Annotated in this window: 17 protein-coding genes; 3 read left to right on the top strand and 14 right to left on the bottom strand. The window is 56.6% G+C overall.

Going from position 1 to position 22,509, the window contains the following annotated elements; genetic code table 11:
• Nucleotides 1-139: 139 nt before the first annotated feature.
• From VHE34_RS20985 to porV, 5 genes are all read right to left on the bottom strand, one after another.
• A complete protein-coding gene (locus VHE34_RS20985; protein WP_325591457.1) occupies nucleotides 140-1,459 on the bottom strand; it encodes a murein hydrolase activator EnvC family protein in 1,320 nt (439 codons plus the stop codon).
• Between the two features lie 64 nt (nucleotides 1,460-1,523).
• Nucleotides 1,524-2,375, bottom strand: a complete 852-nt coding sequence (locus VHE34_RS20980; RefSeq protein WP_325591454.1) for a DUF4292 domain-containing protein — start codon at nucleotides 2,373-2,375, stop codon at nucleotides 1,524-1,526.
• A gap of 2 nt (nucleotides 2,376-2,377) precedes the next feature.
• Nucleotides 2,378-2,821, bottom strand: a complete 444-nt coding sequence (gene dut, locus VHE34_RS20975) for a dUTP diphosphatase (RefSeq protein ID WP_325591452.1) — start codon at nucleotides 2,819-2,821, stop codon at nucleotides 2,378-2,380.
• A 212-nt stretch (nucleotides 2,822-3,033) separates the two neighbouring features.
• On the bottom strand, nucleotides 3,034-3,534 hold the full coding sequence (gene ispF, locus VHE34_RS20970; RefSeq protein ID WP_325591450.1) for a 2-C-methyl-D-erythritol 2,4-cyclodiphosphate synthase: 501 nt from the start codon (nucleotides 3,532-3,534) through the stop codon (nucleotides 3,034-3,036).
• Between the two features lie 147 nt (nucleotides 3,535-3,681).
• Nucleotides 3,682-4,866, bottom strand: a complete 1,185-nt coding sequence (porV, locus tag VHE34_RS20965) for a type IX secretion system outer membrane channel protein PorV (RefSeq protein ID WP_325591447.1) — start codon at nucleotides 4,864-4,866, stop codon at nucleotides 3,682-3,684.
• 537 nt (nucleotides 4,867-5,403) lie between these two features.
• Here porV and VHE34_RS20960 point away from each other — a divergent pair.
• Nucleotides 5,404-6,948 carry an SUMF1/EgtB/PvdO family nonheme iron enzyme gene (locus tag VHE34_RS20960; RefSeq protein WP_325591444.1) on the top strand — a complete coding sequence of 515 codons (1,545 nt, stop codon included), beginning with the start codon at nucleotides 5,404-5,406 and terminating at the stop codon, nucleotides 6,946-6,948.
• Between the two features lie 56 nt (nucleotides 6,949-7,004).
• Nucleotides 7,005-8,321 carry a UDP-N-acetylmuramoyl-tripeptide--D-alanyl-D-alanine ligase gene (locus VHE34_RS20955; RefSeq protein WP_325591440.1) on the top strand — a complete coding sequence of 439 codons (1,317 nt, stop codon included), beginning with the start codon at nucleotides 7,005-7,007 and terminating at the stop codon, nucleotides 8,319-8,321.
• Nucleotides 8,322-8,328: 7 nt separating this feature from the next.
• Here the strand turns inward: VHE34_RS20955 and VHE34_RS20950 are convergent, their stop codons facing one another.
• The 3 genes from VHE34_RS20950 to VHE34_RS20940 all read right to left on the bottom strand — a co-directional run bounded on the left by VHE34_RS20950 (nucleotide 8,329) and on the right by VHE34_RS20940 (nucleotide 13,350).
• Nucleotides 8,329-10,071: an FtsX-like permease family protein gene (locus VHE34_RS20950; protein ID WP_325591437.1), complete on the bottom strand. Its 1,743-nt coding sequence runs from the start codon at nucleotides 10,069-10,071 to the stop codon at nucleotides 8,329-8,331.
• A 93-nt stretch (nucleotides 10,072-10,164) separates the two neighbouring features.
• A complete protein-coding gene (locus tag VHE34_RS20945) occupies nucleotides 10,165-10,758 on the bottom strand; it encodes an ABC transporter permease (protein WP_325591434.1) in 594 nt (197 codons plus the stop codon).
• A 132-nt stretch (nucleotides 10,759-10,890) separates the two neighbouring features.
• Nucleotides 10,891-13,350, bottom strand: a complete 2,460-nt coding sequence (locus tag VHE34_RS20940) for an ABC transporter permease (RefSeq protein ID WP_325591431.1) — start codon at nucleotides 13,348-13,350, stop codon at nucleotides 10,891-10,893.
• 73 nt (nucleotides 13,351-13,423) lie between these two features.
• On the opposite strand from VHE34_RS20940, the gene VHE34_RS20935 reads away from it, so the two are divergent.
• Nucleotides 13,424-14,257 carry an SGNH/GDSL hydrolase family protein gene (locus tag VHE34_RS20935; RefSeq protein WP_325591429.1) on the top strand — a complete coding sequence of 278 codons (834 nt, stop codon included), beginning with the start codon at nucleotides 13,424-13,426 and terminating at the stop codon, nucleotides 14,255-14,257.
• Here the strand turns inward: VHE34_RS20935 and VHE34_RS20930 are convergent.
• The 6 genes from VHE34_RS20930 to VHE34_RS20905 all read right to left on the bottom strand — a co-directional run bounded on the left by VHE34_RS20930 (nucleotide 14,250) and on the right by VHE34_RS20905 (nucleotide 22,471).
• Complete coding sequence (locus VHE34_RS20930; RefSeq protein ID WP_325591426.1) at nucleotides 14,250-15,683, bottom strand: PAS domain S-box protein; 1,434 nt, start codon at nucleotides 15,681-15,683, stop codon at nucleotides 14,250-14,252. The genes VHE34_RS20935 and VHE34_RS20930 overlap by 8 nt on opposite strands.
• Nucleotides 15,684-16,112, bottom strand: a complete 429-nt coding sequence (locus VHE34_RS20925; protein ID WP_325591424.1) for a response regulator — start codon at nucleotides 16,110-16,112, stop codon at nucleotides 15,684-15,686.
• 15 nt (nucleotides 16,113-16,127) lie between these two features.
• Complete coding sequence (locus VHE34_RS20920) at nucleotides 16,128-17,873, bottom strand: sensor histidine kinase (protein ID WP_325591421.1); 1,746 nt, start codon at nucleotides 17,871-17,873, stop codon at nucleotides 16,128-16,130.
• Nucleotides 17,874-17,923: 50 nt separating this feature from the next.
• The gene (locus VHE34_RS20915; protein ID WP_325591417.1) at nucleotides 17,924-18,700 is read right to left on the bottom strand and encodes a carbohydrate deacetylase; all 777 of its coding nucleotides are present in this window, start codon (nucleotides 18,698-18,700) and stop codon (nucleotides 17,924-17,926) included.
• 105 nt (nucleotides 18,701-18,805) lie between these two features.
• Nucleotides 18,806-19,936 (bottom strand): lactonase family protein, encoded by a 1,131-nt coding sequence (locus tag VHE34_RS20910; RefSeq protein ID WP_325591415.1) that lies wholly within the window; start codon nucleotides 19,934-19,936, stop codon nucleotides 18,806-18,808.
• A gap of 3 nt (nucleotides 19,937-19,939) precedes the next feature.
• Nucleotides 19,940-22,471, bottom strand: a complete 2,532-nt coding sequence (locus tag VHE34_RS20905; protein WP_325591413.1) for a zinc-dependent metalloprotease — start codon at nucleotides 22,469-22,471, stop codon at nucleotides 19,940-19,942.
• Nucleotides 22,472-22,509: the final 38 nt, after the last annotated feature.

Raw genomic sequence — 22,509 nt, 5'->3', positions numbered from 1 at the left:
CTGGCGCAAGCCGGGCGTGGGCGTCGATGGGGCGTTCGGCGGTGCGGTTCCGGGTTGGTAACCCGCGACTGCTGTACCGATTGCTTCGCAATCTAGTAGGGCCGATGTTGGCGCTTCGCGCACCGCCGCTGTGCGGCGGTTAGCGCTTCAGCCATCGCTCCGGATCCAGGTTCGTCCCCTTCTCATTGGAGAGAACGAACTCCAGCTGCCCCACCTCGCCGACCCGGCCAATTATTTGCCCCGTCACCACCGGTTCTCCCTTGGCAACCGAAACCGTAGAAAGATTGGAATAAGTAGTAAAGTATCGCCCGTGGCGGATCATCACCGCCTGGACATCTCCCACGCTGAAAACACTCTGCACCTCGCCTTTGAACACCGATTTCACCGCAGCGCCTGGCTGCACGTCTATCGTGATCCCCGCATTGTCATGCCAGATGCCCTTGATGTATTCATGGCGGCCGAAGGACATGGAGATCGTCCCCGACACCGGCCATGGCAAACGAAGCCTGTTATTCTCGAAGTCACCCGTCAGGTGCACGTCCGCCTCGCTCGAGAACACCGTCTTGCCCGGCGTCTTCACCGTATTGAGCGTAGCGGGCGCCAGGGCCTCGTCGCTGGTCTCAGGCCGGCCGGCTTTCGCCGCATTGGCTTTTTCGGCCGCCGCCGCGCGCGCGGCCGCGGCTTTCTCATCCGCGCTACGCTTAGCCGCCTCTTTGCGAGCCAGATCGGTGGCCCGGCGGATCGCCGCATTGATCGCGCTGCCCAACCGCGCATCCTGCCGCTGCTTGGCCGCCATCTCTTTTTTCAGTTCCTTCTCCTGCGACTGCAGGCGGTTCACCACCTGGTCTTTCTCTCTCTTTTCATCCTCCAGCAGCGCCCGCTCCCGGCTCTGCTTCTTCATCGCATCCTCTTTCGCGGCCCGAGTCACCTTCAGCCCGTCGATCTTCCCCTGGAGCAGGTCCTGGGTCCGGCGGATATTTTCCGCCCGCTCCTCGCGATAAGCGCGGTATGATTTCAGGTATTGGATGCGCCGGATGGCGTCATTGAAGTTGCCGGCAGAGAAAACGAAGTTGAGCAGGTCATAGCTGCTGCGGTTCTTATAAGCGAACACGATACTCTGGGCATATTGCACCCGCAGCGTATCCAGTTCGGCGCGAAGTTTTAGGATTTCGCGCCAGGATTGGTTCATATCCCCCTGGATCGCGTCCAGTTGCTGGTTGATATTGCGGATCGCCGACTCCCGCAGCTTCAGCCGGCGTTGCAACAGCGCCAGCTGGCCCAGCGTCTCCCGTTTATGGCTATGTGTCTCATCCAGGGTCCGCTTCACATCCTCGATCTCTTTCTGGATCGCCGCCCGCTCTTTTTCCAGGTCGGCCCGGTTCTGAACGGCCGGCTGCTGCGCCACCAGCCTGCCAACGGCCAGCAAACACAAGGTCGCAAAAATGAGTTTTTTCCGCATATGGTTGAAGTTACGAAGTTCGCGCTGATTCCGGCCGAAGGCGTCCAGGCCTTCCGGATAACGCTCAACGCCGCTTAAAATTTTTCGGAACCTGAAAAGGAGTATTTAAAGGTTCGTTAAACTTGAACTGCTTCACCTCTATCTCGATATCCAGCTTCGATTTCTCCGCCACCGAAATCTTCCGGTAGGTGGAGAAGGACGTCATCCCGCTATGGTCATAATTGCCGAAGGTGATATCCCCGGTCCGCGCCCGCAGCGGGTCCGCATCGTCCAGCTTGCTGTGCTGCGGCGTATAGTCGAGGTTGAGAGTTAGATAGTTGCGGAAAGGGCTGCCCACGCTGAACAGCGAGATGCCCTTGTTGTCCTGTTTGTAGAAGAGGATATGCGCGGTGTCCACATAGACGGGGTTGCCAATGAGAAGGTCCTGCAGCGTCTGGAAATCCACCGGGAGGTGGACCTGGTCCTGCAGGTAGGTCACCGACCGCAGGCGGGCGATCTTATGGAGCCGGTCCAATATCTTCACGCTGTCATGAGTTATCTGCAGCCTCAAAGCCTCAAAGCCCAACAGCGCGTTGATCGAGACCCAGATCATGCTGTCCTTTTTGATCCTGACCACCGCGTTAAACTCGTTGTCCTTCCCATCGCTCCCCTCATAATGCACATGCATGTGGCCCGAAAAGGTCTTGAAGTCGATGTGGTTATTGGCCAACCCTTGCACGGCCTGCCGGATCACCTCCATCGAGTCCGCATGCGCATCCCGCGGCGCGGCCGCCGCCGCCCGGGCCGCATCTCCGGTCGTATCCTTGCGGATGTTGGTCGTCGCAATCGCTTTGGAAATTTTCTTGGTCGAACGGCACCCCGCCACTGCAAAGGTCATCGCCCCTATAAAAACAATGCCCGCCAAAAGTCTGATCATAGTTAAGATTTTCCGGTATGCCCAAACCCGCCTGCACTGCGGGCTGTCTCATTTATAGACACCACACTCTCCCACCCGATCTGTACCACCGGGCTTACCACCATCTGCGCGATCCGGTCCCCCGGGTGCACCGTCTGCGGCTCCTGCGAGAGGTTGATCAGGATCACCTTGATCTCCCCGCGGTAGTCCGAGTCGATCGTCCCCGGCGTGTTGAGGCAGGTAATACCCTGCTTGATCGCCAGCCCGCTCCGCGGCCGCACCTGCGCTTCATATCCCAGCGGCAGCTCCATGAACAGCCCCGTCGGCACCAGCTGCCGCTCCATCGGCTGTAACACCAGCGGCGCTTCCAGGTTCGCCCGCAGGTCCATGCCCGCCGACCCCGCCGTCGCATATTCGGGCAGGGCATTGGGTGATTGATTGATGATCTTGACCTTTATTGTTGACATGGCGCAAATATAGGTGTATTTGCGCGTTCCCCTTTGGGTCGGGCTCTCCGCTATAGTCCTCGCCCTCCTATCGTCGGGCTCCGGGCTGCCGCTCCGATCCCTAACGCAATTCCCCGACTCCTGCTCCGACTGCTTCGCAGTCTGACGGGGCCTATGATTGGAGACCTTCGTCGGAGCTGCTTCGACGCGCGTCTCCTCGGTCGGAACCTTCCCTAGCGCTCGGTTCTGGCCTCCGGGCCCGTGGCCCGTCCCAGCAGCACCGTCGCATACGCCACGATCCCCTCGCCCCGCCCCACAAACCCCATCTGCTCGGTAGTGGTCGCCTTGATCGACACATCCCCGACCCCTATCTCCAGCAAAGCCGCGATCGTCTCCCGCATCACGCCGGCATACTTCATTATCTTCGGCGCCTCGAGCGTCACCGTGCTGTCGATATTGACGACCCGCCAGCCCCGGCCTTTCACCAGGTCCCAGCACCGGCCCAGGAGAATCTTGCTGTCGATGTCTTTGTAGTTGGGGTCCGTGTTGGGGAAATGTTGCCCGATATCGCCCAGCGCCAGCGCCCCAAGCAGGGCATCGCAAATGGCGTGAAGCAGCACATCGGCATCACTGTGCCCTACTGCGCCCCGCGGCGAAGGGATCTGCACGCCGCCGAGCCATAGGGCTCGCCCCTCCGCCAGTTGATGAAAGTCGATCCCAAATCCGATTCTCATAATATTGCGCTTTCGGGCTTCTGACCAAAATAAGCCCGCCGCGCAATAGCGCTAACGTCGGGCCTTCGGCCAACGGGCCCGTGGCCCGTTTTGCATAAAAAAAGGTCCCGAAACTCCGGGACCCTCCAAAGATATATAGAACAAACTTTAGTTCGTCGAACTCTGTGTGCTGTTGTTGCTGCCTTCATTCGTATCCAGGTCGAACGTCAGGCCAAACCGCAACGTATTGGACAAAGGATTCCGGTTCGTCCCGCTACCCGAAGGCACCAGATAGGAGAAGTTAAGCCCCATCACATTATACTTCAACCCAACGCCCACGCTGAAATACTTGCGGTCGCCCTTGCTCGGGTCCTCATAATAGTAACCTGTCCGGACAAAGAACTGGTCCTGGTAGGAATATTCCGCCCCCAGCGAGAGTTGCAGGGTCTTGAACTGGTTCTCCCCGCTAAAGCTGCTGAACCAGCTGCCGGTAAGCGACTTATTATGATAGTTGGTGAGATTGACATTGTCGGTGGAGTCGTTGCCGGTCGGCGATGGCGGCACCGGAACCAGCAGCTTGTGGATATCCAGCCCGATCATCAGTTTGTTATCCTCGTTGAAGACGGCCGTGTAGCTTGCGCCGAGTCCAAGGTCGGCCGGGATGAAATCCTTTTCGACCGCGGAATTCGTATAGCCGATCTTCCCCCCCAGATTCGTCAGCGCCAGACCGAAGTTCCACCCGCCGGCCGCATCCGTCACCCCGTGATAATACAGGGAGATGTCGGCGGCAAAGGTCTTGCCGGGTTGGTAGGTGCTGCCGCTGGCCGCATACCCCGAGGCCAGGTTGGAGTAGATGTAGCGGCCTGCCAGCGCGATGCTCAGCTTATCGGCCAGTTTGCGGGAATACCCGAGGTCAAAGGCGAACTCGCGCGGATGACCGCTGCCCAGCTCATTCCCGTTGAAGTCCGTGAACTGGATGTTACCCAGGCTGAAGTACCGGATTGAGGCGGACAGGGCCGACTGGTCGTCCAGCTTCTTATACCCTGAGAACGCAAGCAGGTATACATCATTGAGTCCCAGGTCCTTCAACCAGGGAGTATAAGTCAGGCCCAGACCCAGGTCTTTTTTGGCAAACGGGATCTTGGCTTGATTGTAAAAGGAAGAAGCGGGATCGGGAGAAGTGGCGACCCCCAGGTCACCCATACCGCCGGCACGAGCGTCCGGGGAGATTCGTAGGAAAGGTACGGCAGTCGTGGTGACGTTCAGCGAATTCGCAGTCTGGCCAAACGCCCCCTCCTGCCCCACAAAGACTAACAATACAAAAGCAGCTAATCCCTGGTAAAATCTTTTCATGTCTGATTTAATTTTCATTTTTTACAAACACGCAAATTGTGACGCCCGGGTTTCCCGGCCTGCCGGGATTTTAGAGAATTTGGGGGGGTCAGAAAATGCGCTCAGAAATGTAAATTTGCGATATAGGCTGCTAAGTTAGTGATTATTAAGATATTGTGAATTTTGCCCAAAAATACTGAATGAACCTTTCCAATGGCTTGCGGGTTGCACTCGTAGCAACTCTCTTCCAACGGCCTCCGGCAGAAAATATTGTTTGGGGCGCATCGGGCTTCTTTAAAATTTAGCCCTTGGCGCTACACCGCTTCAGTCCGGGCCGTCGCCCAAGGAACCCGTGGTCCGTATTGTGCCCGCGCTAGCAAACAACTTCCGTACCGAACCGGCCGCGGGGGCGGTAAAAATAGGACTTTCTGTGTGTGGGAGTGGGAAATTGTCCCATCCGGGGGCAACTGTGAATAAATTCGGCACGTATTTTTATACAATAATTAGCCACAAGGCAGCGTTTTTTCTTTTTACGGCTAACAGCAAAAGCGTCAAATTATGAATCTGAAAAACCTAGCGATCCTGGCAGTCTCCGTATCCCTCTTCTCCTCTTGCTTCAAAAAGAAGCCGGAGCAGTCCACCGCAACGGGGTGGAACTATAACGACTCCAAGATGGGCGGATTCCAGGTTTCCAAAGAAAAAGAGCAACGTACCGGTCCCGGACTGGTCTTCGTTCAGGGCGGCACCTTTACCATGGGCGCCACCCAAGAAGACGTCATGAGAGATTGGAATAACGTCCCTAGAAGAGTGACTGTCAACTCTTTCTACATCGATCAGACCGAAGTTGCGAATATCCACTACCGTGAGTACCTGTACTGGATCAATCTCGTATTTGACGCCGACGAATACAAGGCCGTCCGTGAAGCCGCCCTGCCCGACACCCTGTGCTGGCGCAGCGAGCTGGCTTACAACGAACCGATGGTCGAATACTACTTCCGTCACCCCTCCTACAACTTCTACCCCGTGGTAGGTGTGACCTGGAGGCAAGCGCACGACTTCTGTCTCTGGCGCAGTGACCGGGTAAACGAGAAGTTGCTCATGGACCGCGGCTATATCAACCAGAACGCCGTTAAGAACCTGCAAGGTCTTGGCCAGGAAAACTTCAACACGAAGGCTTACCTGATGGGTGAGTTCCAGGCCACTCCCGATAAAAAAGCGCGCAGCAAGAGCAATCCCCTCAAGAACCCCAACGGTACCCCTCGTACCCAGGTTACCTTCGAAGACGGGATTCTCCTTCCCAACTACCGCCTCCCGACGGAAGCAGAATGGGAATATGCCGCTCTTGGCTATATCAACCAGAACCCGCTGCCCGCCAAGAAAGACGGTCAACACGGTGAGGAGCTGATCGCCAACAAACAGGTCTACTCCTGGAGCAGCAACGTCAACGGTCTCCGCGACACGCGTCATGGCAGCTGGCAGGGTACCTTTATGGCCAACTTCAAACGCGGTTCGGGTGATAATATGGGTGTTGCCGGTGGTCTGAATGACAACGCCGTATACACTGCCCCTGTAAAGAGCTTCTTCCCGAACGGATTCGGTCTATATAACATGTCCGGTAACGTAAGCGAGTGGGTAGCCGACGTCTATCGCCCCATGACGGGCCAGGACGCCGACGACGTAGCCCCTTATCGCGGTAACAAATTCCAGACGGTCGATCTCGGCAAAGAAAACAAAGCAGAACGCGACAGCCTCGGCCGTATCAAGATGCGTAATGTAACCGACTCCGAAAGCCAGGCCCGCCGCAATTACCAGAAGGGAGATGTCATCAACTATCTCGACGGTGACTCCACCATCTCCGGTATCGCATATGGCTATGGCAAGACAACCCTTATCAGCAACAAGTCCCGTGTGATCAAGGGTGGTAGCTGGAATGACCGGGCCTACTGGCTCAGCCCGGGCACCCGCCGCTTCCTCGAGGAAGACCAGGCTAACAGCACGGTTGGTTTCCGTTGCGCCATGGATCGTGTAGGCAGCCCTGCAGGTAATGGCCGCCAGACCGGTATCAACTACAAAGCGCGCCGTCAGAATACCCGTAAGCAATAAGAGTTTTTCAGAATAAAAAAAGGGTCGCAAAAGCGACCCTTTTTTTATTTTTGCTGATGACCATCGAGCAGCTATACGACCTTTATCAACGCCATCCTTCGGTTCAGACCGATACCCGTCAATTGAAACAAGGCGATCTCTTCTTTGCCTTGAAGGGTCCCAATTTCAATGGCAACGCTTTTGCCCTCCGGGCCCTCGAGCTCGGTGCGGCCTATGCGGTGATCGACGAACCTGTCGTCACCCCTTCGCCGACCGCAGCGGCGGCAGCGCCTAACGACCGGCTCATCCTGGTTCCCGATGTGCTTACGACGCTGCAGGAGCTGGCCCTCTATCACCGGCGGCAGTTTGATATCCCATTTATCGCCATTACCGGCAGCAATGGCAAGACCACGACAAAGGAGCTGATCCATGCCGTGCTTTCGTCGACGTTTCAGACCTACACGACAAAGGGCAATCTGAACAATCATATCGGCATTCCGCTGACCATCCTCTCGGTGCAACGCGATGCCGAGTTCGCCGTGATCGAAATGGGCGCCAATCATCAAAAGGAAATAGAAGGTTACTGCCGCTACACCCTGCCGACCCATGGCATCATCACCAATATCGGCCGGGCGCATCTCGAAGGGTTTGGCGGGCCCGAAGGAGTCCGGAAGGGCAAGGGAGAATTGTATGACTATTTAAGGGACGAGGGTGGAAGCGCCTTTGTGCTCCGCGACAGCGAGGTGCTCCGGCAGATGAGCCGCGGCATCGCGCATATCATCACTTACGGGACGGCCGATGCAGATATCGAAGGCCATGTAGTGCCCGGCGCCGACAGCTTTCTACACGTGGAGATCACGCGCGGAGCGAATACGGGTATCCTTGCAACCCAACTGGTCGGCGACTACAACCTGCCGAACGTCCTTGTGGCGGTGGCCGTCGGCAAACAATTCGGCGTCACCGACGCAAAGATCCGCCAGGCCATCACTCAATATACCCCTTCCAATAGCCGCAGTCAGCTGATCGAGCTCCACGGCAATCATATTATCCTGGATGCTTATAACGCCAATCCCTCTTCAATGCGTGCCGCCATCGAGAATTTTGCGAAGCTGGCGACAGACGGAAAGGGAAAGATCCTGGTGCTCGGCGCCATGGCCGAGTTGGGGCCCGAAAGCGTAAACGAACATCAGGGCATCGTCGATGTTATCGGGCAGTATCCCTGGGCGCAGGTGGTCCTAGTCGGCGGCGATTTCCTCAAGGTGCAACATCCTTATCGCAGCTTCGCCAACAGCGTAGAAGCTGCGGATTGGTATCGCCATGCTGGAATCAAAGACTCCTGGTTACTGATCAAGGGATCGAGAAGCAGTAAAATGGAAGCGGTACTTGGCCAATAGTCTTTGCTCAATCTACCCGCAATACCTTCACGGGATTGGCCCTGGCCGCCTTCACCGCCTGGAATCCCACTGTGAGCACGGCAAGTGCAATGGCTGCGATCGCGGCCTCGACAAGCACCCATCCATCCATACTCGTCCGGTAAGCAAAATCCCTGAGCCATACTGTGGCAAGCCACCAGGCCAACGGCGAGGCGATGACGATCGCCACGCCTACCAACAGAACGAATTCCCGGCTTAACAACAGGGCAATCGTCGTAACGGTGGCCCCCATTACCTTACGGATGCCGATCTCCTTTGCCCGCCGGCCGGCGGAGGATAGGGCAAGTCCAAACAGTCCCATACAGGAAATAAGTACGGTGATGCCAGTAGCCGTGGACATCAGCATAGTGACATTATTCTCCTGCATGTACAGCTGATGGATGGAATCATCCAGCAATGAGCATTGCGCCTGGTCATTCGGGAACCACTTGCGCCATTTCGCTTCTATCTCCTTTATTACTCTCTTTGCCGCTTCACCACGAACATCCAGTTTTATGGCGACGCTTTTCGCCGATGAAAGCCAGGTAACGATGACCATGGGCTTTATCGTCTCGTGAAACGAGGTCTGGTGATAGTCCGCGACAACACCCATTACCGTATAGGGCATATTATCGCGTAACCGGTAGAGCTGGGCTTGCAGCGCCTGCTGCGGCTGCGCAAAACCCAGCGCGCGGGCATAGGTTTCGTTGATCACCACCGCTTTGACGTTCTCGCCTTCATAGATATTCCCGCCGGCGACAAGGCGCATTCCATAGAAAGGTACGAAGTGTTCGTCGCCGATCTCCGTGCGGACCGTGACCCGATGAAAATTCTTCTTACCGCGGTAGACGAAGGTGACCTCATCCTGGTCCCTGCCCATCGGAGGGTTTCCCTGCAGGATCACATCGCGGACGCCATGTTGCTGATATCTTATCACGTCGGCAAAAATTCGCATCTGGCCCGGCTTGGCCCCGCGATATTCAACCGTCAAAACGTCTTTGCTATTAAAGCCCTTGTCAGCATTGCGCATATATTGCAACTGCCGATGGATGACCATCGACCCGATGATGAACAAAAGCGACAACGTGAATTGAAAGATGATCAGGACCCGCCGCAAACCAGCGCCTCCGGTACCCTTTTTGTCTAGCGCTCCTTTCAGGCTTAGCACGGGCAGATAGGAAGACAGGAGCCGGGCCGGATAGAAGCCGGCTGTCAATGCGGTGAGGACCGTGAGCCCCGCCAGGAATAGCCATAACCCGCGGTTCAGGAAGTGGAATTGCACGCCTGGAGGGACAATCCCGCTGAGCGCCCGCAGGGCCACCGGCACCAGGCAGAGCGAAAGCGAAACTGCGAGCATTGTCAGCATCAGCGTCTCTATCAGAAATTGGAGGATGAGCCCACTGCGGCTGCTGCCCATCACTTTGCGGACGCCCACCTCTTTCATGCGTTGAAAGGACTGGGCAGTAGACAGGTTGATAAAATTGATGACGGCCAGCGTCAGGATGAACAATGCGACTCCCATCAACGCATACAACATCGGAAGGTAGGCCTTGCGGAAAACGTCCCCGGTGTTCGCCGGATGAAATTCGGTAGTGTAGTGCATATCCCGGAGCGATTGCAGGTAAACCTTCAGATGCCTGACGCCCGGATCGAGAGTAGGCATCGTCCGGCTCAGCCAATCGTCGAACTGGGCATTGACGCGTGATGCTGAGATATCTTTCGAAAGCCGCACAAAAGCCTGGGATGGTCCCGGTTCCAGCCGGCCCCAGTCCAGCTTCGAAGAGATGAACGCCGTATAGTCGAGATCGGAGGGTCGACTCCAATCCTATACGATCCCCGCCACCCGTACCAGCAAACTGTCGTTGTAGACGAGTCCCCGTCCGAGCATATCCTTCAACGGACCCGGGCCAAAATACTTTCGGGCCACGCTCTCGGTCAACACGATCTGCGCCGAGTCCCGCAGGATATCCGGGTTGCCGATCAGCCATTGATGCGGGAAAATGGTGAAGAAATCAGGCCCTGTAAGGATCGTCGAAAAAGCATAGTCATTGTCCGCCTGCCGGCCGCTATATCTTGCCACTTCCTCGCCCCTTTCCGAGAGCACCTGTATCGTCTCGCCAAAGCCGGTGAATGCCGTCCTGGCCTCGAATCCGGTGACCCGGTATTCGAGGTTCGATATTGTGGGGAACGGGCTGTTCCAAAATAGCTGCCCGCCCTCGTCCGTACTCGCCCCGGCGACGATGCGATAGATGCGGCCGGAGTTGGGATGGAAGGTATCGAAGCTGAATTCGTATTGTGTAATCAGGTAGATGACGACGCAGGCGCAGATACCGACGGAGAGACCCACGATATGGATCGCCGAGTAGAACCGTTGGCCGCGGATGTTGCGCCAGCCGATACGAAGATGATGAAGCAGCATAGGAAATGGTTGGGCTTGGCTTTTTTGCCGACAATCTCGTGCCAACCTCATAAGCTATTCGTTGTTAGCGTTATGGGATAGCCGCCGCGGCTTGACCCGTCCGATTGCGATACAACCGGTGTGCGGACGGGCTCATTCGCTGCGCAAGGTATCGACCGGATTTGCCCGCGCCGCCCGCAGGGCCTGGGACCCTACGGTCAGCAGGGCGAGCGCCACCGCAGCCAGCCCCGCCTCCGCCAGCACCCAGGCATTCATCGTGGTGCGATACGCAAAGTCTTTCAGCCAGGCATCTGCGAAATACCAGGCCAGGGGCGAGGCGATCGCCAGAGCCAGCACGACGAGCCCTACAAAGTCGCGGCTGAGCAGCAGGGCGACATTGGACACCGTGGCGCCCAGCACCTTGCGGATACCGATCTCCTTTTCGCGGCGGCGGGCTGTGAATAAGGCCAGGCCGAAGAGACCCAGGCAGGAGATGACGATCGTGATCGCCGTCGCGGCTTCCATCAGAAAGGCGGTGTTGTTCTCCTCGTCGTATAGCTGGGTGATGGACTCATTCAGAAAGCTGTAGGTGAAGGGTGTTTTGGGGAAGATGTCCTTCCAGACTGCCCCGATAGCCGCGATGGTCTTCTTTGCCTCCCCTCCGCTCTTACCTTCCGTCGCCAGCTTTACGGCCAGGCCCCGTTCGCCGCGCGGGAAATTCCAGATCACCATCGGCTGTATCGTCTCGTGAAAGGATTGCTGGTGAAAATCTGCTATGACCCCTACCACGGTATAGGCCAGGGTATCGCGATATAACAACTTACCCAATGCTTTGGTCGGGTCGTCGAAGCCAAGGGTCTTTGCGTAGGTCTCGTTGATGACAAATTCCCGGGCGCTGTCGCCGGTGGAGATATTCCTGCCGGCCAGTAACCGCAGGCCATAGAAGGGGATAAATTCCGGATCGCCGTGCTGAACCATGACCGGTTGCGGTTGAGGGTCTTTCTCCTTGTAGGAGAGGCTGGCGCCCGCATGGGCCCAACCCATGGGCGGGTTACCCTGCAACACCACGTCCTTCACACCGGCAATGCGCCTCACTCCCTGGGCCAGCAATCGCATCTGCTCCGGTTTTACCCGCCAGGCGTTGAGCGTAAGGATCGCATCGCTGCTAAAGCCCTTGTCTGCGTCCTTCATATAGGTCACCTGCCGGCCGATCACCAGCGATCCGATGATGAACACCAGCGAGATCGCAAACTGGAAAACGATCAGCGCCTTTCGCAAGCGAGCTCCGCCGGCGCCGCTCCTGTTCCAACTTCCTTTGAGACTCAATACCGGTAGATAGGACGAAAGCAGCCAGGCGGGGTAGAAGCCCGCGGCCAATGTCGTGAGCCCGACCATACCGGCCAGGAAGAGTAATGCCCCTGTGTCGAACGAAAACCCCACTCCTGTGGGAATATAATCCCTGAACAGCCAAAAGGCCGGCCGTACCAGCAAGGCTGCCAATGCCACGGCCATGGCCGTCACCAGCAAGGTCTCCACGAGGAATTGCAGGATCAGTCCTTTCCTGCTGCTACCCATGACTTTGCGAATGCCCACTTCTTTCATCCGTTGGAGCGACTGGGCCGTTGACAGGTTAATGAAATTGATGACGGCCAGCAGGAGGATAAAGGCAGCGATACCCATCAAGGCGTATAACAACGGCAAATAAGCCCGGCGGAAATCGTCACCGGTGTCCTGCCGATGGAAATCGGGTGTATAATGCATGTCCAGAAGCGGCTGGAGCCAGAACCGGAGATGGGTTGCCCCGGGAAAGGAAACGATTGTCGTTTTCCGGGCATAGTCAGCCAGTCTCGCATTTATCGTCGCCGGGTCGACCCCCTTTGCCAGCCGCACAAAGGCCTGCGACTGGTGCGGCTGCAGGCTTTTCCAATCATCGGTCGGGAATTGGGCCTTTACCCAGGTGGCCGGTGCGGTCCGGATGGAGATAAAAGAAGTGTAGTTGAGATCGGAAGGTCTATCCCAGTCCTTGACTATGCCCGCCACTGTTACCGGCAAACTGTCCTCATACACCAGTGTTCTGCCGAGCATCTTTTCCAGGGGGATAGCGCCAAAGAATTTCCGCGCCGCGCTCTCTGCCAGCACTACCCGGTCCGCTTCATTCAATACGGCCGGGTTGCCCAACAGCCATCGATGGGGGAAGAGGTCGAAAAAGGCCGGACCTGTCAATATCGTCGATAGGGCATAGCCGTTGTCTTGTCGCCCGCTGAATTCCTCAGCGGCCCTGCCGTCCTGTGCCGGTACGGTGATATGGAATGCAAACGTATGAAATCCGACTTGTGCCTCGAATCCGGGGATCTCGTGTTCGATGCCGGCCACTTCCTTTATCGGGCAGTTGAGAAACATGGTGCCGCCACGTATTCCCTGGAAATCCCCGACGATGCGGTAGATGCGGTCCGCATTGGGGTGAAACCGATCGAACCCAAGGTCATAGCGCGCAATGAGGAAGATGACCATACAGGCGCAAAGCCCGATGGACAGGCCGAGGATGTGGATAGTCGTGTACATTTTTTGGTGGCGGACATTCCGCCAGGCGTATTTGACACTATTTCGTAGCATAAGGGATCGCTTTTGTGCAGGATGATGCGGATATTGGAATTTACCATATATTTTTGGTCAAATTGTCGCCACTATGAAAAAAATCCTTGCAGGCATGCTGGTTTTCCTGATCCTCGCCGCATTCATTGCGCCTCATCGGCCGCTTACCTGGGTGGCCATTGGGGATAGCATCACCTATCTTAACGATCATCCCGATGAGACCGGCAACCGTCTAACCAGAGGTTATCTTACGGATGTTGTTCAAAAACTGGACTACGTCCATTGTCTCAACCAGGGCCGGAATGGCTGGACAACGCAGAATTTTGCGAAGTCGATTGAAAAGTTAGGCATCCCGGTGGGTGATGTGTATACGGTGTTTTTGGGCACGAACGACTGGTGGCATGGCCATCGCATCGGCGCGTGGACCGACTATCAGAATGCCACGGGCGATAGTACGATCTATGGGAGCATGCGGGTGTTGATCGACAAGATCCGCAGTCTTAATAAGACGGCGCCGATCATTCTTATGACGCCGATGCCCCGCGCCGATTTTGTTTACATAAACAACCACACCAACAATGCCTATGGGTCCTATAAGGAAAAAGCCGGCCAGACGCTGGAACAGGTGGCGGAGGCTATTCTCGATATCGGCCGCCACGAGGGGTTTGCCACTGTCGACCTTTATCACGTGAAACAACTGGCGGTTTCCCATCTTGTGCATTTCAAGCGGTTAAAGGATCCGGCTTCGGGGGCTTACCGGGATTTTCCCTATCCCGGGTATATCGGGGTACCGTTCGATCCCAGGACGGATGAATATCCCTATCCGCCCGACGCTGTGGATATGACCTATGATGGGTTGCATCCTTCCAATGCAGGATGCGAGGTCATTGCGAAAAGATTGATCAAGGTGTTGAGGAAGGTCAGGTAGGTAGGCTCACCGTGAGCGTCGTCCCTTCCCCGGGCTGCGACTGGATCTCTACCGTCCCGCTGAACAGCTCCGCGCGGCTGATGATATTAGTGATGCCGACGCCCTTGCGATGGCGGCCGACGTCGAATCCGACCCCGTTATCGGCCACCGTTACGACGAGATCGGAGCCTTCCATCGAAAGCCGGATCAGTACCCGGGTGGCCCGGGCATGTTTTACGATATTATTCAGTTGCTCTTGTACGATCCGAAAGACGGTGAGCTTTCGTTTGTCCTCGATCTGCTCTTCGGTGATATTCTGCAAATCCAGCTCGATGCCGAGGTCGGCGCGGGCCAGCTTCATATCATCGATGACGTCTTCGACGGACTCGATCAACCCGATCTCCCGCAGTCCGGGGGTGATCAGGGATTTGGAGATCTTGCGGATCTCGTTGATAGCCTTGCTGACCAGCTCGGTGCTGCGTTCCAGCAGCTCCTGCCGCATCTCATCGTCGGTCATCGCGGTATTGATATAGAGATTGCTGGCGCCGAGTATCTGGTTGACGTTGTCGTGCAGCTCTTTGCCGATCTCGGTCCGTTCCTTCTCCTGGGCCAGGATCACGGCCTCGGTGATCTGCCGCTGGCGGGTGACGCGTTGTTCGTTGAGTTCGTTCTCCAGTTGGATCCGCTCGGTGACATCATTGGCCAGCACCAGGACGGCGGGCTGGTTCTTATAGCTGATGCTATGCCAGGCGATGTCGACGAAGATGATCTCGCCATTCTTCTTCACATGTTGCCGGATACCCTTCTTGACCCCGTCGCGTTTTTCGCGGACGGCCTCCACTTCGACCCTTAGCTCGTCCCGGTTGCCATCGAGCCGGATGTCGGCGAGGCTCTTGCCCAGGAACTCTTCATGCGTATAGCCATAGTGCTGAACGGCCGAGGAATTGGCCTCGAGGAACCGGAAGCTCTTTGCATCGAAGACCCACATCGGCATGGGGTTGTTATTGAACAGCTCGCGGTACCGTTCTTCGCTTTCGCGAAGGTATTGCAGGTTGCGCAGCCGCTCGAGGCTGTAGCGGATAGCCCGGGAAAGCAGCTTCTCGTCGAAATCGCCCTTTACCAGGTAATCCTGCGCCCCCATGACCAGGGCCTGCATGGCGATCTTTGTATCATTGAGCCCGGTGAGCAGGATCACGGCAACCCGTTGGGTAAAAGGCTGCAGCAGTGTATACGATTCCAGGCCGAAGCTATCGGGGAGAGACAGGTCGAGGAACAGCAGATCGACGGAATGGATGGCCAGCAGCTGTCTTGCCTCTGCGAGACTTGCCGCATGGCGAACCTCCGCAACCGGCAGGTCGGTGCCGTTCAGGAATTCCTTGAAGAGGAACAGATCGCCTGGATTATCCTCCACCACGAGGATATGTATATGTCGAATATCGCCGTCCATTCAGTGCGCGGGTTTGGGAAGCTTGACAATACTGATCCAAAAGTCTTCGATCGTCCGAACGACGTCCATGAAGCGATCGAGATCCACCGGCTTCGTGATGTAACAATTTGCATAATTGTCATAGGAAGCCAGGATATCCTTCTCGGCGGAAGAGGTCGTCAACATGATGACGGGGATGCGCCGGAGATCGGGGTCCGCCTTGATGATCCCTAAAAGTTCGGTTCCATCCATCTTCGGCAGATTGATGTCCAGGAGGATCAAATCCGGCATTCCACTTCCCCCAACCTGCTTTTTTAGGAATCGAAGTGCTTCCATTCCATCATTGGCAATGGAGACCTTGTTGATGAACTGCGCATCATCCAGGGCCTCCCTTGTCAGCAGGATATCGCCTTCGTTGTCGTCTACTACTAAAATGTGAATCTGTTGCATAAGTGATCGATAAGGTTACCCCTTTTTGTGTATGGTAAAATAGAATGTGCTTCCCTTTTGAGGCGTCGACTCCACCCAGATGCGTCCGCCGTGACGTTCCACTATTTTCTTGCAAATGGCAAGCCCGATGCCCGTGCCGCCATAGTCCGTCTTGTTATGCAGCCGCTGGAAGATAATGAAGATCTTGTCGAAGAATTGGGAGTCGATGCCGATGCCATTATCAGCCACGGAGAACACCCAGTGGTTAGGTTCTTCCCGGACTCCGATGCGGATCACCGGGGGCTGGTCCGAATGATACTTTAGCGCGTTGCTGACTAAATTCTGAAACAGCTGTGTCAGCTGAACCTTGTCGCCGGTGACGACGGGGAGCCCATCGATGGCTATCTGCGCCCTTGCGGCGATGATCTTCTCGTGAAAGATCTCACCCACCTCCTTCATGACCACCGCCGTATCGACGGGGACAAAATTCTCTTTTCCCGTTCCTACGCGGGAGTAATCCAGCAGATCCATGATGAGGGCCTTCATGCGTTCAGCCCCGTCGACCGCATAATGGATATATTGGTCGGCCTTGCTGTCCAGCTGGCCATTGTATCTTTTTTGCAGCAACTGGAGGAAGCTGCTGACCATCCGGAGAGGTTCCTGAAGGTCATGAGAGGCGATGTAGGCAAAGCGTTCCAGCTCGGCATTGGAGGCCCCCAGTTCGGAAGCCCGTTTGGCCAGGTCGGCGTTCAATTTTTTCAGCTGCTCTTCGTACCGGCGGCCTTCGGTGATATCATTGACTGCGACCATCCTGGCCTGGTGGCCTTCGAATTCGATGGCATGGGCTGTGACCTCTACATCGATGATGTCTCCATTCTTCTTCCGATGGCGCCATTGACCGCTTCGGAAGGCCCCCGGCTGCCGCCGGATGCTTTCCACGTCTTCCCGGAGCCGGCCGAGGTCTTCCCGGGGCCGGATATCGGTGATGGACATGGACAGAAATTCTTCCCGGCTATAGCCATAATCCTGAACGGCTGTGTCGTTCACCTCCAGGAACCGCAGCGTATTTTCGTCATAGATCCATTTTGGCAGCGGGCTCTTATCGAACAGCATCTTATACTTATCCTCGGTCGACAACCTTTTTTTCCGTTCGTGTCTCAGATCGCGTTGGATCATCCTAAAGACGAAAACTCCAAGCACGACGACTGCCCCGGTGAGACACCAAAGGGCCCACTGTAACTGGGTTGCTTTTTGTTGGTTGGCACTGCGACGGGTCTCGAGCAGTCTACGCCGCCCACTCTCCAATTCGTCCAGCGTAGATTGGATGCGATGGGAATAGCCGGTTCGCGCTTCCGCATTGATCAAGGCGGCAGCCCCGCCGAATTCGCCGCCTTTACTGAGCCGCATTGCCCGTTCGAGGACATTCCGGCTGCCATTGACATAAAATTGAAGGGAATCGACATGGTCACGTTGAACCAAATCTTCGCCGACCAATGACCGAAGACTGTCGATGGCCGGGGGAAGCTGGGAGGCTATCCGATCGGCCGTGTCGAGGAAACTGCTGTCCCCCGTCAGGAGGAAGTTCTTAACGCTGCCCTCGAATTGGTCCGATGTCCGCTGAACCTGATTTGACTGGAGGAGAAGAGCGTTGGAACGCCTGATGATCGCCCCCGAGTCCCTTATCCGCTGGTACTGCCAGACGGAAAGCACTACGATGACTAAAACCGTGACGATCGCGATAGCGATGGCGTTGACCAGTCTATTGCCGAAGAATGTCTTCATGATTGGTAAGCGGCCGGTTGAGGATCAGGCAAATGATTCACCGTAAGATACTAAAAATTAGCAGAAAGACTCAGGGCGGGCTGTTTTTCCAGGATGGTCCACAGGCGGCCGTAGAGATTTTGGTGATCGTGGTCCACCAGTTCTCCTTCCTCGTTGAAACGGGGATGCACCATGATCTCCATGGTCTTTCCGTTCAGCCGGTGTTGGCGGCAGAATATATTGACGTCTTCGATGCCGCCGAAATAGTCGGTGTTGCGGAAATCCTGCCTGTTGCCCAATCGCCATTTGTTGAACAACGTCTTGTAGATGCGTTTGGCAAGGGTGGGTGGGCGACCGATGTTTCGGGTAAGCCTGATCCGCCCGACGCCGTATTCGCGGCCAAGGCGGCACACGAGGGGCGCGACTCCCCACCAGGTGTGGAGATGATGATGAGAATCCAGGTGGGTGGGGACGATCCCGGCGTCTAGGACCCTTTCGATCTGCGCCTTCATTTCCTCATACACTGCGCGTTTTTCGGAGTGGTTCAGCAGGAAGAACCAGCGGTTGCGGTCGTAGATGAATCCGCCGTTGTCGTTGCAAAATCGGGGGCAATCCAATATCGCCCGGGACAGCGGGTAGCCAGCGGTGAGGTTGAGATGTACGCCGACCCTCAAATTGGAGGCCCCATGTTCGCGCAGCAGGTTAACCGCATCCTCGAATCCAGGCATGTTCGCCATTATTGAGGTGCTGGTCACCAGTCCGCTCTCGATGCTCTCGAGAATGGCCCGGTTGACGGTATTGCTGATGCCGAGACCGTCGGCATTCACGATCAGTCGGGAAAAGGCCATTATTAGTTATCGTACAATTAACAACAAAATAACGAATCGTTAATGAAGTAACGAGCCTTGTGCGTAAAATTAAGAACCCGGGGGTTATTGGCTACCTGAAAACCCTTATTCCATTTTGAGGCAGGTGGGTTTTGGGACCTTTACGATCCGCCCGCTGGGCTGGGGCATACCCGTCTGTGTATCCACGTGAAAGATGACGATCGTGTCGCTTTCCTGGTTGGCCACCAGTAGCCATTTGCCGCTGGGGTCCAGCGTAAAATTCCGGGGTTCGACGCCCATTGTCGGGACGTAGCCAAGGGGACGAAGGAGACCTGTAGATGGTTCGATGGAAAAGATGGCGATGGTGGTCTCTGCGCGGTTGCCGGCATAGAGAAAGCGCCCGTCGGGTGAAACGTGGATATCGCTGCTGCGGAAGGGACCTTTCGTGGTGTCGGGGTGCGCGGCAATACGTTGGAGGGAGTCCAACCCGCCGGTCGACGGTTCATAGCGGTAGACGTCCACATAGCCGCCCATCTCTTCGATCAGGTAGGCAAATTTTCCGTTGGGGTGGAAGGAGAGATGCCTTGGTCCGCTGCCGGGCGGGGTCTTTATCTGGCTGACTTCTTCTCCTGTCGACGGCGAAACTACGGCGATCTGGTCGAGCCCCAGGTCCTGGACGTAAAGGTACCGGCTGTCCGGACCATATACCGCAGAATGCACGTGCGGCGCCTCCTGCCGGGCGGGATTAAATCCCTTGCCGAAGTGCTGGGTATGTGTCTGCGGTTTTCCCGGCATCCCGTCCGGGCCGATCGGGTATAGCGTATAGCTGCCGCCGGTATAGTTGGCTACCGTCACCTGGTTGCCCGCTGTATTGACGGCAACGTAGGCCGGGTTGTCACCGAGGCTCGATACTTTGCCGATGAGGCTGAGACGTCCTGTTTTGGCGTCGATGTCGAATACGCTGAGGCTGCCTTTCTCCTTCATTCTCGATTCGGTGCAAGAATAGAGTCGCTTGCCGCCGGGGGCGATCGCCAGGTAGGAAGGGTTGCAGACATCGCGTGTATGGCTTAGCCGGGTTGCCTTGCCGGTGGTGGCGTCGAAGCGATAGACGTAGATGCCTTTGCTGCCTGTGGAGTCCAGGTTCGGGTTGTCGCCCAGGTTGCCGGTGTTGGTATAGGTGCCGACGAAAAGGAGGTGCGACTGGGCACGCGTGAAGCCGGCGATTAGAAGTAGCGTGAACAGGGTCAGCCAACGCATAGATTAAAAGTTGAATTCATCATCGGGCATCCCGATCGGTGCGCCGGGCGGCATTTCCAATGCGGGTTGCGGAATGAATTTATCAGGATTCTTCGTGAACTCGTTGATCTGCGACAGGCCAAAATACAGCGCGGCCTTCCATCGCGGGCCGGCGCCGGCTTGTTGCAAGCCCATCCAGGAGGCAAGATCGGTTATTTCGAGCAAGGCTTCGCCCCGGACGTTCTCCGCGTTCTTTGGGTCGGCGGCCAGGGCCAGCAGATGCTTCAGCGTGAGGTTGTCGACGAGGACCTGTAGTTCGCCTTTCATACCGGGTTGCAGGGGAGTCTTCCAAGTGCGTTCGAGGAGCTTGTTCAATACGGGGATCAGTCCCGGTTGATGTTGGTCCCGGGCCTGGAATTCGATGAGCCGGGCCGCCCGTTGGTTATCGAGTAAGTAGGAAAGGGTGTTGTTCGCTGCGGCCTCTGCGACTGCGATAGGATCGAAGGTGGGGCCTGTATGAGACTCAAAATTCTCGACTGTCGAGGGATAGCCCGAGGGACGCGGCGGGATCTTCCAGATCAGATCGTCCGGCAGGGCGAGCGCATCGGGGGTGACCGTATTCATGAGTGCGTCGAAGGCCCGCCATTGCTCGGCCGGGTCGACCATTTTCGTGGGCTCCTGGCCGTCATTCTTCACTGCATGGGTGAAATAAAGTCCGCCGAGGGATTTGGCCGCGGCCTCGACCTGGTAGCGATGCAGCAGGTAGACCGGCACCAGCACCTCTTCCAGCGTTGCCATGGGCGCACCCTGGGGAATGGCTTTCTCGCTGAAGCGATCCAGCAGGTGACGTCTGACCGCCATCAGCTTGTCTAACTGATCGATGGGGTTCACGCCGTCATCCCACTGATTGGACAGGGGATGCGTCATGCCGCCGACATCCGGAATATACTTATACCCTTCTTTCAGGGTCTCGTTGATGATCTTGTCGAGCGCGACGTCTTCGTTGGCGCCTTTTGGAAAGTCGGAATATCCGTATACGATCGCGCGTTTATCCCAGCCGCCGATGCCCTTCGCATAGGCATCGGAGATGTCGATGCTGCCATCGGGTTTCAGCGTGAAGCGTGGGAAGGGATAGTCCATAACGGAAGCCCGATCCTTTACGCTGGCGATGAAGTTATGGCTCAGGCCCAGGGTGTGGCCGATCTCGTGCGCGGACAGTTGACGGATCCGCGCCAGCGCCAACTCTTCCATTTTCTTTGACACCGGCTTGCCGTCTTCGTAGGGCTGGAGTAGTCCTTCGGCGATGAGGTAATCCTGGCGGTGGCGGTCCGAGCCCAGGGTCACGACGCCCTTAATGATCTCGCCGGTGCGGGGATCGGTATAGCCGGCGCCATAGGAGAAGGCCCGTTGAGGGCTGCCCGTGCGGGTCAGCCAGTTGACCATGTTATACCGGATGTCCATGGGGTCGGCGCCTTCCGGCAATTCCTTCACCTGGAAAGCGTTCTTAAAGCCGGCCGCTTCAAAGGCCTGGTTCCACCAGGAGGCGCCTTCGATCAATGCTCTGAGGATGATGGGAGGCGCGCCCCGATCGATATAATAGACGATCGGCTCGACCGGTTCGCTTACCGCTGCATTGGGATCTTTCTTTATCAGGCGGTGCCGGCTGATGAACCGTTTCAGGAGCGGCTCGTCCATCGGCGCTGAGAAATCGTAATAAGTGAATTCGAAGAAGCCGCTGCGCGGATCGAATTTGCGAGGTTTGTATCCGCTGTCGGGGAGTTGCACGAAGGCCTGGTGTACCCGGACGGTTACGGCAGTCGGATCGGGCGCCACTGCGCCGGCACGCCGGAATCCGCCTCCGCCGCCTCCCGTGAAGGTGATCAGCGCTTCGAATTCGGAGTTCTTTGGAAAGTTCTTCGTGTTCTCTATAAATACCGCGCTCCGGGTGTCATCGAGGCGGTAGCCACCGCCCGCGGCCACCCCTGCCCTGCCGGGGCCATTCGCCTGCGCCGAGAAAGCGCTTCCCGGGTTGCCGCGGCCGGAGCCGATGTTCTCCCCGATATGCAGGGCGTCGCGGACTATCAGCGGCGTTGCATCGATCAGCACTTTGTCGCCTTCGACGGCGACCGGCGAGAATCCGAAGAGGATCGACTGGGAGAAGCCATCTACGACATCTTTTTTCATATCCACGTTGCCGTTAGTGGCCCGCTGACCATAATTGGGCTGGAGGAGGAAAATCTTCGGGCCTACGCGGATAAACTTTGCGATGACTGCGGATGCCTGTCCCCGTTCGGCGCCGCCGTTGCCGATCCCTTCGGGCAGGGAACAGAAATAGAGGAACTCCTGGTCAAAGCGATCCAGCTCGACAAGGATCTTCCCGGTCTTGTCGTCGTAATAGAAATTGTAGAAGCCTTCGTACTTCTTCATGTTCTGCGTGGCTGCGGCGATGCTGGTGGCGGGTTTTGCTTCATTCTTGCCGGCTTCGCCGGTGCGTTGGGCCGGGGAGGGCAAGGTAGAGGCGGTGAGTGCCGCGATGAGGAGCAGGTTTTTCATCATATGCAGTAGTGTTGATATATGTTTTCGTAGTAACAAGT

It is taken from the genome of Puia sp. (assembly GCF_035546395.1).
Lineage (GTDB): Bacteria > Bacteroidota > Bacteroidia > Chitinophagales > Chitinophagaceae > Puia.
Note: the sequence above shows the minus strand (reverse complement) of the source record. Positions and strands in the feature narration are given on the sequence as shown.

What these genes read in the sequence shown, in the direction of transcription:
- VHE34_RS20985 (WP_325591457.1), bottom strand. Translation starts at nt 1,459, where the DNA reads ATGCGGAAAAAACTCATTTTTGCGACCTTGTGTTTGCTGGCCGTTGGC.
- VHE34_RS20980 (WP_325591454.1), bottom strand. Translation starts at nt 2,375, where the DNA reads ATGATCAGACTTTTGGCGGGCATTGTTTTTATAGGGGCGATGACCTTT.
- dut (WP_325591452.1), bottom strand. Translation starts at nt 2,821, where the DNA reads ATGTCAACAATAAAGGTCAAGATCATCAATCAATCACCCAATGCCCTG.
- ispF (WP_325591450.1), bottom strand. Translation starts at nt 3,534, where the DNA reads ATGAGAATCGGATTTGGGATCGACTTTCATCAACTGGCGGAGGGGCGA.
- porV (WP_325591447.1), bottom strand. Translation starts at nt 4,866, where the DNA reads ATGAAAAGATTTTACCAGGGATTAGCTGCTTTTGTATTGTTAGTCTTT.
- VHE34_RS20960 (WP_325591444.1), top strand. Translation starts at nt 5,404, where the DNA reads ATGAATCTGAAAAACCTAGCGATCCTGGCAGTCTCCGTATCCCTCTTC.
- VHE34_RS20955 (WP_325591440.1), top strand. Translation starts at nt 7,005, where the DNA reads ATGACCATCGAGCAGCTATACGACCTTTATCAACGCCATCCTTCGGTT.
- VHE34_RS20945 (WP_325591434.1), bottom strand. Translation starts at nt 10,758, where the DNA reads ATGCTGCTTCATCATCTTCGTATCGGCTGGCGCAACATCCGCGGCCAA.
- VHE34_RS20940 (WP_325591431.1), bottom strand. Translation starts at nt 13,350, where the DNA reads ATGCTACGAAATAGTGTCAAATACGCCTGGCGGAATGTCCGCCACCAA.
- VHE34_RS20935 (WP_325591429.1), top strand. Translation starts at nt 13,424, where the DNA reads ATGAAAAAAATCCTTGCAGGCATGCTGGTTTTCCTGATCCTCGCCGCA.
- VHE34_RS20930 (WP_325591426.1), bottom strand. Translation starts at nt 15,683, where the DNA reads ATGGACGGCGATATTCGACATATACATATCCTCGTGGTGGAGGATAAT.
- VHE34_RS20925 (WP_325591424.1), bottom strand. Translation starts at nt 16,112, where the DNA reads ATGCAACAGATTCACATTTTAGTAGTAGACGACAACGAAGGCGATATC.
- VHE34_RS20920 (WP_325591421.1), bottom strand. Translation starts at nt 17,873, where the DNA reads ATGAAGACATTCTTCGGCAATAGACTGGTCAACGCCATCGCTATCGCG.
- VHE34_RS20915 (WP_325591417.1), bottom strand. Translation starts at nt 18,700, where the DNA reads ATGGCCTTTTCCCGACTGATCGTGAATGCCGACGGTCTCGGCATCAGC.
- VHE34_RS20910 (WP_325591415.1), bottom strand. Translation starts at nt 19,936, where the DNA reads ATGCGTTGGCTGACCCTGTTCACGCTACTTCTAATCGCCGGCTTCACG.
- VHE34_RS20905 (WP_325591413.1), bottom strand. Translation starts at nt 22,471, where the DNA reads ATGATGAAAAACCTGCTCCTCATCGCGGCACTCACCGCCTCTACCTTG.